The following is a 14,881-nucleotide window of genomic DNA, read 5'->3' as shown; positions in this document are numbered from 1 at the left end:
CCGCCTGGTGACCCCGCTGTTACCCGGAAGGCCCGACTGTTACCCACCTGGGCCTGCGAGTGTCACCGCCAGGGGGCATGTGTGTTACCCGTGCCGGGACCCGGTCAGCTGGGAGGGCCTACGAGGGGCGCGGAGCTGGCGAGCGCGAGCAGGTGCTCACGCGCGATGCGCTCCACGACGGGTGCTGTGATGTCGACACCGAGGTGGGCGGCGCACGCCCACACATCCTCCACACATCGTTCCACGATCTCGATGGGCACGATGAGGAACTCGTCGGAAAGGCGCGCGCTGACGAGCTCGCGCGGTCCGGCTGCTCGCGATTGGGCTTCGCTTGGCCCGGATACTCGCGGTTCGGCGGTTCCCCAGGTGAAACGCGTTGCTAGAGCAGGCATGGGCGGTTTCGCATCCTCCCGGTGAGCCGGGGGAGATCCATCCCCCGGACCAGTGCGCTGAGGGGGCGTGCGTACCCATTCCATCTTGTATCGCGGAGGTGTCAACCCCTAAGGGTTAGGGGCACATCCGGCACCGGACGCCCTCTCCTGTGGGAAGCTGTTCCCCAGCGCGTCCGGTTGCCGGACACGCCGTGCCCTACGGCACGAGCGTTACCGTGCGGGTCGAGGTGGCGGAAGGTGAAGGCTTGGCCGGGGTGGCGGAGACCGAGCAGACCAAGGGGCGAGTGCCGAGAAAGTCGGCCGATCTTGCTGCACACCGCGGCGCGTTTTTGACAGGATGCGTTGACCGCATCGCGGCCGGGGCTTCCGTCCGCGCGTGCCCATCGCCGATGATGTAGTGCAGTTCCGCGCTACCAATCACAGTTATGGAGATGTGCCTCGTGGGAGACCCTGGCACGCGACGGAGGTGCCGACCATGAGCGCCGAAACCTCCGTGCCCCGTCCCCGGGAGTCGGGTGTGGACATCTCAGACCCCGCCCTGTTCCAGGGCCTGCTCGCGGAGGCGCCGTTCGCCTTCGCGTTCTTCGACCCGGCCGGCAGGTTCCAGCGGGTCAACGAGAGCTTCGCCGACATCAGCGGTGTGGCCGCCGACGCGCATGCCGGCCACGCGGCGTCGGAGATCCTCGCCGCCGACCTCTCGGCCCTGATCGACGCGGCGCTGCGCAGGGTCGTCGACGAGCACCGCGCGGTCGCCAACGGCGACCAGCGCTACCGCAGCATGTCCGCCACCGGCGAGCTGCGGCACTGGACCCTGTCGTTCTACCCGATCCACGGCGACAAGGGCGCGCTGGCCGGGGTCGCCATGTTCGGCGTCGACGTCACCGAGCGCCAGCTCACCGAGGAGGAGCTGCGCCGCAGCGAGGAGCGCTACCGCTCGCTGGTGGAGTCGCAGCAGCAGCTCGTGTGGATCACCTCGCCCACCGGCGCCGTGATCGAGGACGCCCCGCAGTGGCGGGCCATCACCGGTCAGAGCCTCGAAGAGTACAACGCCTACGGCTGGCTGGAGGCCGTCCATCCCGACGACCGCCCGGCCGCCGACGAGGCATGGCGCGAGGCCCTGCGCGGGCGCACCCTGTTCGAGTGGAGCTATCGCGTCCGCACCCGGGCAAGCGGTTACCGCCACTTCGAGGTGCGGGCCGTCCCGATCATCCGGCACGGCCGGGTGATCGAGTGGGTGGGCGCCAACAGCGACGTCACGCCGCAGCGTGAGGCCGAGGAGATGCGGGGCCGCCTGACCGACCAGCTCGGCGCCGCCGCCCTGCGCACGGCACGCCTGCAGGGCGCCACGGCGATGCTCGCCGAGGCGCTCACGGTGGAGCAGGTCGTCCAGGTCATCATCGACGTCGGCCGCACCGCCCTGGCCGCCGACAGGTCGGCCGTCGCCCTCCTCGACACCGATCGGGCGGCGCTGAAGCTGACCAACAGCGGCGGCCTTCCCGATGTTCCCGGGGCGGCCGGCGAGGAGATCCCGCTCTCGCAGTCGAGCGTGATGACCATGGCGGTCAACAGCCGCAGGCCCGTGTTCGCCGAGTCTCCCGACAGCCTCCGCGCCCAGCTGGTGGAGGCGGGCGGCGACGAGGCGGTGGTCGCGGGCTTCCTCGCCCACAGCGACGAGCGGGCGTGGGTCGGGCTCCCGCTGCTGGCCGCGGGCCGGGCGCTCGGCGCGCTCCGGTTCGCCTTCACCCGGCCGCAGAAGATCTCGCAGGAGGACGGCGTCTTCCTGGAGGCCCTGGCAGGGCAGTGCGCGCTCGCCGTGGAGCGGGCCACGCTGTTCGAGCGCGAGCACCGCACCGCCGAGACGCTGCAGCGCAGCCTCCTGCCCGACCGCCTGCCGGTGATCCCCGGCCTGGTGCTGGCCCAGCGCTTCCGCTCAGGCAGCAGGCACGTCCAGGTCGGCGGCGACTGGTACGACGCGTTCGTCCTGCAGGACGCCCGGGTGGCGGCCGTCGTGGGCGACGTCATGGGCAAGGGCGTCAAGGCCGCCGCGGGCATGGGCCGCATCCGCAACGCCATGCGCGCCCTGGCCCTCACCAACCCGCCGCCCGCGGCCGTGCTCACCGGTCTCGACCGGGTCTTCGACGCCACCGAGGACGAAGAGCAGGTCACGACCCTGGCGTACATGGTCGTCGAGCCCGGCACCGGCGAGGGCACCCTCGCGCTGGCCGGTCACCCGCCGCCCCTGCTGGTGTCGCCTCAGGGCACCGCCGTGCTGTCCGAGGGGGAGCCCGGCACCCCGCTCGGCTGGCCGACCATCCGCAAGCAGTTCCGGTTCTGCGTCCCGCCGGGTCACACCGCGGTGCTCTACTCGGACGGCCTCGTGGAGAACCGCAAGCGAGGGCTCGACGCCGGGCTCGCGGAACTTTGTTCTGTAGTCGGCGAGGCGCCTCCTGAAGTCCTAGGAAATCCGCATATGTTGCTTGACTTCCTGGTGGATCGGATGCTGGCGGGGTATGAGCAGGACGATGACGTCACGGTGCTCGCCGTTCATGTGCCGGCCGCCACAAAGAGTGACTGAATGAAACAGTCATAAGGGTTGCTTTCGGGTATCGGTGACCCGCTTCCGTACGCACTACTGTTCCGGTCGGCCTAGGGTGGAGGGCAACCGCTGTGAGGCGGCCGTAAGGACAGCGGGGTCGTGCCAGAATGCTGGGCAGGTACGTCGCGGTTCGCACGGCCCACCACCGAAAAAAGCAAGCGCCCCTAGCGGGCACCTGGGTCCATTCTCACCATGCGTTCGTTCGAGAGGTGTTCGTGTCGCCTGCAAGTTCGACTCGCTCGAAGCCATCTGAGCTGAACGAGCCCGTCATTCAGCGGCTCATCGAGCGTGGGCGCTCGCAGGGTTTCCTCGAGTCTGAGGATGTCCGCAAGGCCTTCGAGGAGGCGGACATCCCGATGTCGCACGCCGCTGGGTTCCTGAGGAACCTCAGCAAAGAGGGTGTGACCGTCGTGGTGACCGCTGCGGACTCGGCGGCGCCCAAGAAATCTCGTGGCCCGGCCAAGCGTCGCACCGCCGCCCCCGTGAAGAAGACCAAGACCGCCACCGCGGCGGCCAAGGAGCAGCCCGATACCGTCACGGCCGTGGTGAGCGGTGCCGGGGGCGAGGCCGCGGCGCCGGCTGAGAAGCCGGCCGCCAAGAAGCCCGTGGCCAAGAAGGCCGCGCCGGTGAAGAAGGCCACCCCTGACGCTCCCGCCAAGGTCGCAACCCCTGCCGCCCTCGCCAAGAAGGCCAAGCCGGAGGTCGCCGTGCCCGCGTCGCCATCGCCCAAGATCGAAACCAAGCCCAAGGTCTCTTCTGAGGATGACGAGGAGCTCGACATCGAGGGTGACCTCGAGCTCGATGACTTCGACATCGACGTGGAGGTGGAGGCCGTGGCCGAAACCGACACGGAGACCGAGGTAGAGGCAGAGCCGGAGGTCGAGGTCGAGGCGGAAGCCGAGACCGAGGTCGAGGCGGAGGTCAAGCCCGGCGTCGAGGTCCAGAGCGACGACGAGGTCCTGATCCTCTCCGATGACGACGACGACGCGCCCGTGGCGCAGGTCGCCGCCGCCGGAGCCACCGCCGACCCGGTGAAGGACTACCTCAAGCAGATCGGCAAGGTCCCGCTGCTCAACGCCGAGCAGGAGGTCGAGCTGGCCAAGCGCATCGAGGCCGGTCTGTTCGCCGAGGAGCAGCTCGCGAACGACGGCGAGAGGCTTCCCGTCGACGTCCGCGCCGAGCTCGAGTGGATCGCCGAGGACGGCCGCCGCGCCAAGAACCACCTGCTGGAGGCCAACCTCCGCCTGGTGGTCTCGCTGGCCAAGCGCTACACCGGCCGCGGCATGCTCTTCCTGGACCTGATCCAGGAGGGCAACCTGGGCTTGATCCGTGCGGTCGAGAAGTTCGACTACACCAAGGGCTACAAGTTCTCCACCTACGCCACGTGGTGGATCCGCCAGGCGATCACCCGTGCCATGGCGGACCAGGCGCGGACCATCCGCATCCCCGTCCACATGGTCGAAGTGATCAACAAACTGGCACGGGTCCAGCGGCAGATGCTGCAGGATCTCGGTCGCGAGCCGACTCCCGAGGAGCTGGCGCGCGAGCTCGACATGACCCCTGAGAAGGTCGTCGAGGTCCAGAAGTACGGGCGTGAGCCGATCTCCCTGCACACCCCGCTCGGCGAGGAGGGTGACAGCGAGTTCGGTGACCTCATCGAGGACTCCGAGGCCATCGTCCCGGCCGACGCGGTGAGCTTCACCCTGCTCCAGGAGCAGCTCCACTCCGTGCTCGACACGTTGTCCGAGCGCGAGGCGGGAGTGGTCTCCATGCGGTTCGGCCTCACCGACGGCCAGCCGAAGACGCTCGACGAGATCGGCAAGGTCTACGGGGTGACGCGCGAGCGCATCCGGCAGATCGAGTCCAAGACCATGTCGAAGCTTCGCCACCCGTCGCGCTCACAGGTCCTGCGCGACTACCTCGACTGATGACGGCACGGCTCCCGCTCTACCAGGGCGGGAGCCGTTCTCGTCATCGGTGCGGACGGCCCAGCGCCGATATCGCCGTTAACGCAGCCGTAACGTCGCGGTAGCGGCACAAGTCTTGACGGCTTCTAGGCTCACCGCCCATGGGTGTGATCGAAGTGGATCGGGCGCGTGCTCGGGGGCCACGACTGATCGCAAGCCGTCCATGGGCCGACACCGTGCTCGACGACGCGGTGAACGCACTGGGACGTGGATATCTCGAACCCGCCATTCCCGCGCTCGTGGCGACCCGGGGCGATCCCGAGGTTCGCGCGTTGCGGGTCGAGGCGCTCTCCAAGGCCGCCGTGGGTCTCGCGGGAGGCATCGAGGCCCTTCTCTCGCGAGATCGGGTCAATCCCGATCTGTGGCTGTGGCTCGGCCGCACCCGCGTCGAGGAGGCCTGGGAGGCCAAGCCCGACGTCCGCGCGCGAGCCGTGCAGGCCGATCGCATGCGCGTCTTCCATCAGGCGATGGAGTCGGCGCGGGCCCCATTGCTGGCAGCCGCCCAGCTGATGCCGGCCGATCCGGCGCCCTGGGTCTCCCTTCTCTGGCTGGCGCTCGGCCTCGAGCGGCCGAGGGAGGAGAAGGACTCCATCTGGACCGAGGCGTCGCGCCGTCACCGCACGCTGTTCGCCGCCAACATCGCCCGGCTGATCACGCTCTCCCCCGGGTGGGGCGGCACGAGCCAGGAGATGTTCGACTTCGCGAGGGCCGCGGGCCGGCAGGCCCCCGACGGCGATCCCCTGTCGGTGTTGCTGCCCCTCGCCTACTTCGAGCACGTCGTCGGCGAACGATCGGGGCGGTCACGCGCCTGGGTCTCGTACGAGGTACAGCGGGAGATCACCTCGGCGGCGGGCCGGTGGCACGAGCCCAGGGGCGGCAGGGCGCATCCGAGGGCCGTGGAGGCGCACAACGCCTTCGGCGCCGCGTTCTACCTGGCCGACATGCGGCGGCCGGCCCGAGGGCACCTCTCCCGCACGGGCGGCAGGTTCAGCGTCCTGCCCTGGTCGCACATGGGCGACCCCGAGAAGGAGTTCCACAAGGCGTGTTCACGGCTGAATGTGATCACGAACGGATAACGACGTCCAGGATCCAGGGGCCGCCCTTGCGGGGTGGGGCGCCGAGCTCGGTCACGTGGCCGAGCCCCGCCAGGAGCTCGGCCAGCTCCTGCGGGCTTCGTGGATCGGCGCCGCTCTCGACCAGGGAGCGCGCGACCGCGCCGCGCGTGGCCTTGGCCATGTGGCTCACCACCGAGCGGTTGCCGGCGGTCTCCCTCAGCACCCGCACCATCGTGGCTCGCGACCCGGGCTGCCAGGCCTGGGCGTACGTCGACGACCGCAGATCGACCACCATCCCCGCCTCCGCGTCGAGGACCTCGGCCAAAGCTGGGCGCCAGTGGGCCGTGAGGCCGCCCAGCGGCGGCAGCCGTACACCCATGGACAGGCGATAGGGAGGGACGCGGTCGGAGAGCCGCAGCGCCCCCCACAGCCCCGAGAACACGATCACCGAGCGCTGCGCGCGGCGACGCGCCCTCGCGTCCAGGGAAGCGAGCCCGAGGTTGTCGTAGAGCACGCCGGTGTAGAGCCGCGACGCGGGGAGGGTGGGGGCGGTGCGCAGCCGCAGGTTCCTGTCGAGCTCGGCCGCCTGGCCGGGGGACAGGCCCAGCACCGCCATCGCCTCGTCCTGCGGGCCCTGGGCCAGGGCGGTGAGGGCGTCGAGGGCCTTCTCGCGCGCGGATGTCAGGGCGGGGAAGCTCAGGGAGCCAAGATCCAGAGCGGCCCCCCTACTGCGGGTGGCCTTGCCCTCGGACGGCGGCAGCAGGATCAGCACGGAGTCCGATCCTAGTCCTCCGCAGGTCAAGGGGACTCCACCGCCCCCGCGACACCGGACGGGGGCTGATCGGCTAATCTGCGCCGGTGAGTGGGGAAAGCCTTGACCTGGATGACCTCGTGCACCGCGCCTGGCCGGCACCCTGCCAGGAATCGCTGGACGGCTGGGTCCTGCGCTACGCCGATGGCGTGACCAAGCGCGCCAACTCGGTGCTTCCCTGGGCCACGCCGGACGATCTGGACAATGCGGTCGACGCCGCCGAGAAGTTCTACGCCGAGCGGGGGCTGCCATGCGTCTTCTCCATGGGCCCGCGTGCGACGCCCGGCCTGGACGAGATGCTGGCCGCGCGCGGATACCGCCTGGTCGACGAGACGGTCTCCATGGTCGCCCCGATGATCGGGAAGCCCGCGACCGCCGCGCATGACGTGAAGATCGCCGGCCATCCGGCCGAGGCGTGGCTCGCCGCCTGGTGGGCGGTGGACGGGCGGTTCGGGCAGGACGGCCTGGCCGCCGCCGAGCGGATCGTCCGAGGTGTGCCCGCGAGCTACGCCGCCGTCGAGCGGGACGGCGCGCCGGTGGCCGTGGGGCGTTCCGTGCTCCGGGGCGGCACGCTGGGCATCTACTGCATGGCCACGCTGCCCCACGCGCGGCGCCAGGGGCTCGGGCGCGCCGTACTGCGGGCACTGCTGGCCCACGGCCGGGCGCGAGGCGCCTCGCAGGCGTACCTGGTGGTCGTGGCGTCCAACCACGCGGCCAGGGCGATGTACGCCTCGGAAGGCTTCACGCCGTCGGCCGGTTACCACTACCGGGTGCGGTGACCGATCCAAGGCGCGCCTGGACCGTGTGGCGACCGACCAGAGGCATCCCTGTGGTGACCGTCTCCGGGGCGTTCGTTCCTGGGCTGTCGCACGGCCGGGGTGTGTCCCCGCGTGCGGGAGCGGGAAAGCCCCGGCGGTGCCGCACGGCCGCCCCGGAGCGCCGCCGCGCACGGTGGGCCCTGCCGGGACGCCACGCGCGGTCACGCTCCGGGACGGCCGTGCGTGCGGGCCTTGCCGGAGAGAGCGACGCGGCGAGCCCCGAGATGGTCGTCCAGGGGGACGCCATCCGAGATCGCCGCGTTCACTTATGTGGTTGTTGCTCGATTATCGGGATCAGAGCGGCAGGCGCATGCTCACCGCTCGGTGGTGTTCGAGGTTGGGGTTTCGCTCAGGCGCGCCGACTCGTCCTGGATGTCGGCACCCTTGTCGCGAAGGGCCGCGACGTGCCGACGTCCATGGTGAGCGCAGAACAGTAGCTCCCCGCCCACGGGGAGGGACGCGCGGATGTACGCCTGGGCGCCGCACCGGTCGCACCGGTCCACGGCGGTCAGAGGCTTGGTGGGGGCGAGAGCTCCAGTCACGTATCGCCTTTCGGGTCACCCCACTGACGTGGGGATTTGGCGTCAGTCACTTGGCTCAACATCTAACCCGATGCAGACGTTCCCAATCACCTTCCGGATACGCCCAGAGCAGAATGTGTCGTTAAGTGACGTGAATCGAGGTCCGCCTGACGCAGAACCCGTTGTTGGTGGCACGCTTAGGCGCGCTGGAACATCAAGAAAAGGTAGGCTACGCACACATGTTCGATGCTCAGTGGGAGTGGGAGTGACCGCAGTCAGCACGGAGGCGGGTTACACGGCCCGTCATCTGTCGGTGCTGGAAGGCCTGGAGGCCGTCCGTAAGCGCCCCGGAATGTACATCGGGTCCACTGACAGCCGCGGTCTCATGCACTGCCTCTGGGAGATCGTGGACAACGCCGTCGACGAGGCTCTCGCCGGCTTCTGCAAGCGCATCGAGGTCGAGCTGTTCCCCGACGGGTCCATCGAGGTCCGTGACGACGGCCGCGGCATCCCCGTCGACGTCGAGCCCAAGAGCGGCCTCGCGGGCGTCGAGCTCGTCTACACCAAGCTTCACGCCGGCGGGAAGTTCGGCGGCGGCTCCTACGGCGCCTCGGGCGGCCTGCACGGCGTCGGCGCCTCCGTGGTCAACGCCCTTTCCGCCCGGCTCGACGTCGAGGTCGACCGGGGCGGGCGCGTCCACGAGATCAGCTTCCGCCGCGGCGTGCCCGGCGTCTTCGACGGTGACGGCCCCACCGCCAAGTTCAAGAAGAAGTCGGGCCTGCGCGACGGCGGCGCCCTCGCGAAGAAGATCACCGGCACGCGGGTGCGCTGGTGGGTCGACAGCCAGATCTTCCTGCGCGAGGCCGAGGTCTCGCTCGACGAGATCCACGTCCGCGCGCGGCAGACCGCCTTCCTGGTCCCCGGGCTCACGATCTCGGTGCGTGACAGCCGGGGCGAGGAGCCCGTGGAGGAGGAGTTCCGCTTCGACGGCGGCATCTCCGAGTTCACCGAGTTCCTGGCCCGCGACGAGTCCGTGTGCGACGTCATGCGTCTGCAGGGCGTCGGCCACTTCCACGAGACCGTCCCCGTGCTCGACGAGCAGGGCCACATGACCTCCACCGAGGTCGAGCGCGAGCTCACCGTCGACGTCGCCGTGCGCTGGGGCAAGGGCTACGAGACCACCGTGCGCTCGTTCGTCAACGTGATCGCCACCCCCAAGGGCGGCACCCACGTCAGCGGCTTCGAGCGCGCCCTGGTCCGCACGATCAACGAGCAGCTCAGGGAGACCCGCCTGCTCAAGAACGGCGACGACCCGGTCACCAAGGAAGACATCCTTGAGGGCCTCACCGCCGTTGTCACGGTCCGGGTGCCCGAGCCGCAGTTCGAGGGGCAGACCAAGGAGGTCCTCGGCACCTCGGCGGCGAGCCGCATCGTGTCCCATGTGGTCACGCGTGAGCTGAAGGATTTGTTCGCCAGCACCAAGCGCGCCCACAAGCTGCAGCTGCGCGCCGTCCTTGAGAAGATCGTCGCGGCGGCCAAGGCCCGCATCGCGGCCCGCGAGCACCGCGACAACCAGCGCCGCAAGAGCGCCCTTGAGAACTCCGCGCTGCCCGCCAAGCTCGTCGACTGCCGCAGCGACGCCGTCGACCGCAGCGAGCTGTTCATCGTCGAGGGCGACTCCGCGCTCGGCACCGCCCGCGCGGCCCGCGACTCCGAGTTCCAGGCCCTGCTGCCGATCCGCGGCAAGATCCTTAACGTGCAGAAGGCCTCCGTCGCCGACATGCTGAAGAACGCCGAGTGCGCCGCGATCATCCAGGTGATCGGCGCCGGCTCCGGCCGCGGCTTCGACATCGAGGCCGCGCGCTACGGCAAGGTCATCCTGATGGCCGACGCCGACGTCGACGGCGCCCACATCCGCTGCCTGCTGCTGACGCTCTTCCACCGCTACATGAAGCCCATGGTCGAGGCGGGCCGCGTGTTCGCCGCCGTGCCTCCCCTGCACCGCATCGAGGTCACCAACCCGGGCAGGGGCAAGGAGAAGTACATCTACACCTACTCCGACGCCGAGCTGCACAAGGTGCTGCGCGACCTTGAGCGAAAGGGCAAGCGCTGGAAGGATCCCATCCAGCGCTACAAGGGCCTCGGCGAGATGGACGCCGACCAGCTCGCTGAGACCACCATGGAGCCGCGCCACCGCACGCTCCGCCGGGTCCGCATCGAGGATGTCGAGGCCGCCGAGCAGATCTTCGCGCTTCTCATGGGCAGCGACGTGGCTCCCCGCCGCGAGTTCATCGTCGGCAGTGCCGCCGAGGTCGACCGCGACCACATCGACGCCTGAGCCCGCGACTGGGCTCTCGGGTGACCCGGCTCCTTGGAAGCCGGGTCACATTGGCGTGGTCTCCGGGCTGTGGGCCCTCACAGCCCCGTCTCGGGGGTCACAGCGTGACGGGCATCAGCTTGCCCGTGTGGACGTCGTACACCGCTCCGCCGATGGTCAGGCGCTCCGGCAGATAGGGGTAGGTCCGGATCCGGACCAGGTCGCGCCGCAGCGCCGCGTCCTGGTCCGGCACCGTGTGGAACTCCAGGCTCCGCGTGTCGACGCCGTACTCCCGGCTGATCAGCTCGTGGACGTCCTCGTCGGTCGACTTGGCCATCCGGCAGTCGGTGTGCGGCATGACCAGGACACGGTCGACGCCGAGAAGATACACCGCGAGCACCAGCGTACGCAGCACGTCGGGGGTCACCCGGGCGCCCGCGTTACGCAGGATCTTCGCATCCCCCGCCGAGAGACCGAGCAGGCCTAGCGGATCGATCCGCGAGTCCATGCACGTCACCACGGCGAGGCCGCGCCGTGCGCGGCCGGTCAGGTTCGAACCTTGGAAGGTTTGGGCGTATTTCTCATTGGCGGTTAGCAGATCGTCGAATGCTTCCGTCATGGTGCCAATATTCCCGGATGCCGTTTTCGGCAATGCTCCCGGGGGTGTCCGGAAGCGGCTTCGTAAAGATCCCACGATCAGTCGTCACTTTGGGTGATGATGAGTGCACGTTACGTGCAAGATCGTTGGGAGGGCCTCGCGGTGGGGATGACCGATTCACTCGCCGGATATCTACGCGCTCGGGCCAGGTGGCGACTCGACCGGGTTCAGCGCAAGGACGGCGGCTGGAACGCGCGCTGCGCGCTCGCGCTGCTCGACGCCGCGGCCTACGCGCAGACGCTTCCCGAGGACGACCCGCTGGTCATCGCGCTCGAAGAGGCCGGATGCTTCGGCCCATACGGGTTCGGCGAATTCGAGCCGGGCGAGGCGGCGGCCAAGCTGATCGACTTCTGGCACGACGGCGAGCCGTGGGAGCTGCTGACGGCCATTCCGCCCGTGGCCAGGGGGGATGCCGTCCCCTCCGCCCACTAGCGGCGGCCGTGCGCGCCCGTCGCTCTCTGGAGCGGTTTGGGCCGCCGCGCCTCGGATACGGGGGCGGAGCGGTCGTGCTTCCCGGCATGGCCGAACAGCCGCGAAAACCGTTTTCACCGTCGCGAGCACCCTTGTATCTTGACGGGCGGTGTCCCCGACGAAGATCTGCAGAGGAAGTGATCATGAGCGAGATCGCGCGCATGCGTGCCATAGTGCTCGACTGCCCGGATCCCAGAGCTCTGGCCGAGTTCTACGCCGCCGTGGTCGGGTGGAAGGTGCTCTACGAGGACGCCGACTGGGTGAGCCTGAGCGACGGCGGCGAGATCAGGCTGTCGTTCCAGCAGGCCGATGACTACCAGCCGCCGAACTGGCCCTCGTCGGACCACCCGCAGCAGCTGCACCTCGACCTCACGGTCGACGACCGCGAGAAGGCGGGGGCCGAGGTGCTGGCCCTGGGCGCCGTCAAGCATCCCCACCAGCCGGGGGAGACCGATGGCTTCACGGTCTACCTGGACCCGGCGGGGCACCCCTTCTGCCTCTGCGACGCCGACTAGCACGACCGGCCCCAGGCGCGTTCGGCCCCAGGTGGCCGTCGGGGCTCGCCTCTTCGGCTGGTCTCCCGTCAGGTTGATCGCCGGAGCCCGATGACACGGCTCCGGCGATCACTTTCTCGTCCCGCCCGGGCGGGGGTGGCCAGGCTCAGAAGAGCTGCTCGTCCGGCTCGGCCGCCTGGTCTTCCAGGGATCCGCCGGTCCGGCCCTCGCCGTCCGCGCCGGGGCCGGTGCCGAGCGCCCCGCCGATCGCGGCGATCGCGGCGGCCATCCGCAGACCGGAGCCGTCGCGGCGGCCCAGCTCGGACGGCAGCTCGATCGGCTTGCCGGTCACGGACACCGCCTTGATCGGGGCCGGGCCCGCCCAGGCGAGGATGAGCACGTCCTCACCCTTGAGGAAGCGCTGGGCCCGCACGCCGCCCGTCGCCCTGCCCTTGGGCGGGAACTCCGCGTAGTCGGACACCTTGCCGCCTCCGGCATCCGTGCCGGGAAGCGCGGTGGCGGAGCCCGCGATGGTCACGACACGGGCCTCGCGGGTGGGGTCGACGACACCGAACCAGATGACCTTCGCGCTGTCGTCGATGCGGATGCCGGCCATGCCGCCGGCCGGGCGCCCCTGCGGCCGTACGGACGAGGCCGGGAAGCGCAGGAGCTGGGCATCGGAGCTGATGAACACCAGGTCGTGATCATCCGAGGTCAGCTCCACGGCCCCGACCACGCTGTCGCCGGGCTTGAGGCCGATGACCTCGAAGTCGTTGCGGTTGGCGGGATACTCGGGCACGACGCGCTTGACCATGCCCTGCGCGGTGCCGAGTGCGAGGCCAGGCCCCTCGGGGTCGAGGGATCCGAGGCCGACGACCAGCTCACCGGGGCTCAACGTGACGTACTCGCTGACCGGGTGGCCGCCCGACAGGGACGGCGGGCTGGCCAGGGGCGGCAGGGTCGGCAGGTCGACCACGGAGACCCTGATCAGGCGCCCGGCCGAGGTCACCACGCCGACCTCGCCCCGCACCGTCGACCGTACGACCGAGATAAGCACGTCGTGGGCGGAGCGTTCCTCCCCGGCGCCCAGCGGCGAGTCGTCGCCCGTGCGCGCGAGAAGGCCGGTCGACGAGAGCAGCACCAGGCAGGGGTCGTCGGCGACCTCCAGCGGGATCGCGCCGGGCGTCGTGACGGCCCCGGCCTCCAGCAGGACGGTGCGGCGCGGCGTGCCGTACGTCTTGGCGACCTCGGCCAGCTCGGCCGAGACGACCCGGCGCAGCCGGTCCTCCGACGACAGGATCGCGGAGAGCTCGGCGATCTCCGCCTGGAGGATCTCCCGCTCGCGGTCGAGCTCGATCTTGTCGTACCTGGTGAGGCGGCGCAGCGGCGTGTCGAGGATGTAGTTGGCCTGGATCTCGGAGAGATCGAAGATCTCCATGAGCCGGGTGCGCGCCTCGGCGGAGTTCTCCGAGGAGCGGATGACCTGGATGACCTCGTCGATGTTGAGGAGGGCGACGATGAGACCGTCGACCAGGTGGAGGCGCTCCTCACGCCTGCGCCGCCGGTAGGTGGAGCGGCGGCGCACCACCTCGATGCGGTGGTCCACGTAGACCTGGAGCAGGTCCTTCAGCCCCAGGGTGCGGGGCTGGCCGTCGACCAGCGCGACGTTGTTGATCCCGAAGGTCTCCTCCATCGGGGTCATGCGGTAGAGCTCGGCGAGCACGGCCTCGGGGTGGAAGCCGTTCTTGATCTCGATGACCAGGCGCAGGCCCTTGTGCCGGTCGGTGAGATCCTTCAGGTCGGAGATGCCCGAGAGCTTCTTTGAGGTCACCAGCTCCTTGATCTTGGTGATGACCCGCTCGGGGCCGACGTTGAAGGGCAGCTCGGTGACGATGATGCCCTTGCGGCGCGGGGTGACCTGGTCGATCGTCGCCTTGGCACGCATGCGGAAGGTGCCGCGGCCGGTCTCGTAGGCGTCCCTGACGCCGGCCAGCCCGATGATCGAGCCGCCGGTCGGCAGGTCGGGCCCGGGCACGTAGCGCATGAGCTCGTCGAGCGAGGCGCCCGGGTTCTTGATGAGGTGCCGGGCGGCGGCGATGACCTCGACCAGGTTGTGCGGCGCCATGTTGGTCGCCATGCCGACCGCGATGCCCGCCGCGCCGTTCACGAGGAGGTTCGGGTAGGCGCTGGGCAGGACCGTGGGCTCGGTTTCCTGGCCGTCGTAGTTGGGCTTGAAGTCGACGGTCTCCTCGTCGATCGACTGCACCATCAGCATGGACGCCGGGTCGAGACGCGCCTCGGTGTAGCGCATGGCGGCGGGCTGGTCGTCGGGCGAGCCGAAGTTGCCGTGGCCGTCGACCAGCGGGAGCCGCATCGAGAACGGCTGCGCCATGCGCACAAGGGCGTCGTAGATCGCGGTGTCGCCGTGCGGGTGGAGCTTGCCCATCACGTCACCGACGACCCGTGAGGACTTGACGTGCCCCCGGTCTGGCCGCAGGCCCATCTCGCTCATCGAGTAGAGGATGCGGCGCTGGACCGGCTTCAGTCCGTCGCGGGCGTCGGGGAGCGCGCGCTGGTAGATCACGGAGTACGCGTACTCCAGATAGCTGGTGCGCATCTCGGTCGAAACGTCGATGTCGACGATCCGCTCCTCGAAGTCCTCGTCTGGCGGGGGTGGGGTAGTCCGTCGGGCCATATCGAACATTGTGCCGAAGGTGCAAGGTGCTCCGCGACTTGACGGCCTCATCAGCCCGTACGGCCCGCGGCGGCGATCACCTGTCC

12 protein-coding genes are annotated in these 14,881 nt (G+C 69.8%); 7 read left to right on the top strand and 5 right to left on the bottom strand.

Annotated elements, in window-relative coordinates:
• Positions 1-104 precede the first annotated feature (104 nt).
• A complete protein-coding gene (locus AB0O34_RS06490) occupies positions 105-260 on the bottom strand; it encodes a hypothetical protein (RefSeq protein WP_363913308.1) in 156 nt (51 codons plus the stop codon).
• Between the two features lie 607 nt (positions 261-867).
• On the opposite strand from AB0O34_RS06490, the gene AB0O34_RS06485 reads away from it, so the two are divergent.
• From AB0O34_RS06485 to AB0O34_RS06475, 3 genes are all read left to right on the top strand, one after another.
• Complete coding sequence (locus tag AB0O34_RS06485) at positions 868-2,967, top strand: SpoIIE family protein phosphatase (protein WP_363913306.1); 2,100 nt, start codon at positions 868-870, stop codon at positions 2,965-2,967.
• Between the two features lie 236 nt (positions 2,968-3,203).
• The gene (locus AB0O34_RS06480; RefSeq protein ID WP_363913304.1) at positions 3,204-4,916 is read left to right on the top strand and encodes an RNA polymerase sigma factor; all 1,713 of its coding nucleotides are present in this window, start codon (positions 3,204-3,206) and stop codon (positions 4,914-4,916) included.
• A gap of 140 nt (positions 4,917-5,056) precedes the next feature.
• A complete protein-coding gene (locus AB0O34_RS06475; protein ID WP_363913302.1) occupies positions 5,057-6,031 on the top strand; it encodes a hypothetical protein in 975 nt (324 codons plus the stop codon).
• Here the strand turns inward: AB0O34_RS06475 and yaaA are convergent.
• Positions 6,018-6,782, bottom strand: a complete 765-nt coding sequence (gene yaaA, locus AB0O34_RS06470; protein WP_363913300.1) for a peroxide stress protein YaaA — start codon at positions 6,780-6,782, stop codon at positions 6,018-6,020. The genes AB0O34_RS06475 and yaaA overlap by 14 nt on opposite strands.
• 86 nt (positions 6,783-6,868) lie before the next feature.
• Here yaaA and AB0O34_RS06465 point away from each other — a divergent pair, with 86 nt between their 5' ends.
• Positions 6,869-7,600, top strand: a complete 732-nt coding sequence (locus tag AB0O34_RS06465) for a GNAT family N-acetyltransferase (protein ID WP_363913298.1) — start codon at positions 6,869-6,871, stop codon at positions 7,598-7,600.
• A 353-nt stretch (positions 7,601-7,953) separates the two neighbouring features.
• Here the strand turns inward: AB0O34_RS06465 and AB0O34_RS06460 are convergent, their stop codons facing one another.
• Positions 7,954-8,181 (bottom strand): hypothetical protein, encoded by a 228-nt coding sequence (locus tag AB0O34_RS06460; RefSeq protein ID WP_248958778.1) that lies wholly within the window; start codon positions 8,179-8,181, stop codon positions 7,954-7,956.
• Positions 8,182-8,425: 244 nt separating this feature from the next.
• Here AB0O34_RS06460 and AB0O34_RS06455 point away from each other — a divergent pair, with 244 nt between their 5' ends.
• The gene (locus AB0O34_RS06455; protein WP_363913296.1) at positions 8,426-10,498 is read left to right on the top strand and encodes a DNA topoisomerase IV subunit B; all 2,073 of its coding nucleotides are present in this window, start codon (positions 8,426-8,428) and stop codon (positions 10,496-10,498) included.
• Between the two features lie 97 nt (positions 10,499-10,595).
• On the opposite strand, the gene AB0O34_RS06450 is transcribed toward AB0O34_RS06455, so the two are convergent.
• The gene (locus AB0O34_RS06450) at positions 10,596-11,096 is read right to left on the bottom strand and encodes a carbonic anhydrase (protein WP_363913294.1); all 501 of its coding nucleotides are present in this window, start codon (positions 11,094-11,096) and stop codon (positions 10,596-10,598) included.
• 147 nt (positions 11,097-11,243) lie between these two features.
• Between AB0O34_RS06450 and AB0O34_RS06445 the strand changes: the two genes are divergently transcribed.
• Positions 11,244-11,567, top strand: a complete 324-nt coding sequence (locus AB0O34_RS06445; RefSeq protein ID WP_363913292.1) for a hypothetical protein — start codon at positions 11,244-11,246, stop codon at positions 11,565-11,567.
• A gap of 182 nt (positions 11,568-11,749) precedes the next feature.
• Positions 11,750-12,121: a VOC family protein gene (locus AB0O34_RS06440; protein ID WP_363913290.1), complete on the top strand. Its 372-nt coding sequence runs from the start codon at positions 11,750-11,752 to the stop codon at positions 12,119-12,121.
• Positions 12,122-12,266: 145 nt separating this feature from the next.
• Here AB0O34_RS06440 and AB0O34_RS06435 read toward each other — a convergent pair whose 3' ends face one another.
• Positions 12,267-14,795 (bottom strand): DNA topoisomerase IV subunit A, encoded by a 2,529-nt coding sequence (locus AB0O34_RS06435; protein ID WP_363913288.1) that lies wholly within the window; start codon positions 14,793-14,795, stop codon positions 12,267-12,269.
• Between the last annotated feature and the right edge of the window lie 86 nt (positions 14,796-14,881).

It is taken from the genome of Sphaerisporangium sp. NPDC088356 (assembly GCF_040685555.1).
Lineage (GTDB): Bacteria > Actinomycetota > Actinomycetes > Streptosporangiales > Streptosporangiaceae > Sphaerisporangium.
This window is presented reverse-complemented; position numbering and strand designations above follow the sequence as displayed.

Coding starts and splice junctions, on each gene's coding strand:
- AB0O34_RS06485 (WP_363913306.1), top strand. CDS start 868: ATGAGCGCCGAAACCTCCGTGCCCCGTCCCCGGGAGTCGGGTGTGGAC.
- AB0O34_RS06475 (WP_363913302.1), top strand. CDS start 5,057: ATGGGTGTGATCGAAGTGGATCGGGCGCGTGCTCGGGGGCCACGACTG.
- AB0O34_RS06450 (WP_363913294.1), bottom strand. CDS start 11,096: ATGACGGAAGCATTCGACGATCTGCTAACCGCCAATGAGAAATACGCC.
- AB0O34_RS06445 (WP_363913292.1), top strand. CDS start 11,244: ATGACCGATTCACTCGCCGGATATCTACGCGCTCGGGCCAGGTGGCGA.
- AB0O34_RS06440 (WP_363913290.1), top strand. CDS start 11,750: ATGAGCGAGATCGCGCGCATGCGTGCCATAGTGCTCGACTGCCCGGAT.
- AB0O34_RS06435 (WP_363913288.1), bottom strand. CDS start 14,795: ATGGCCCGACGGACTACCCCACCCCCGCCAGACGAGGACTTCGAGGAG.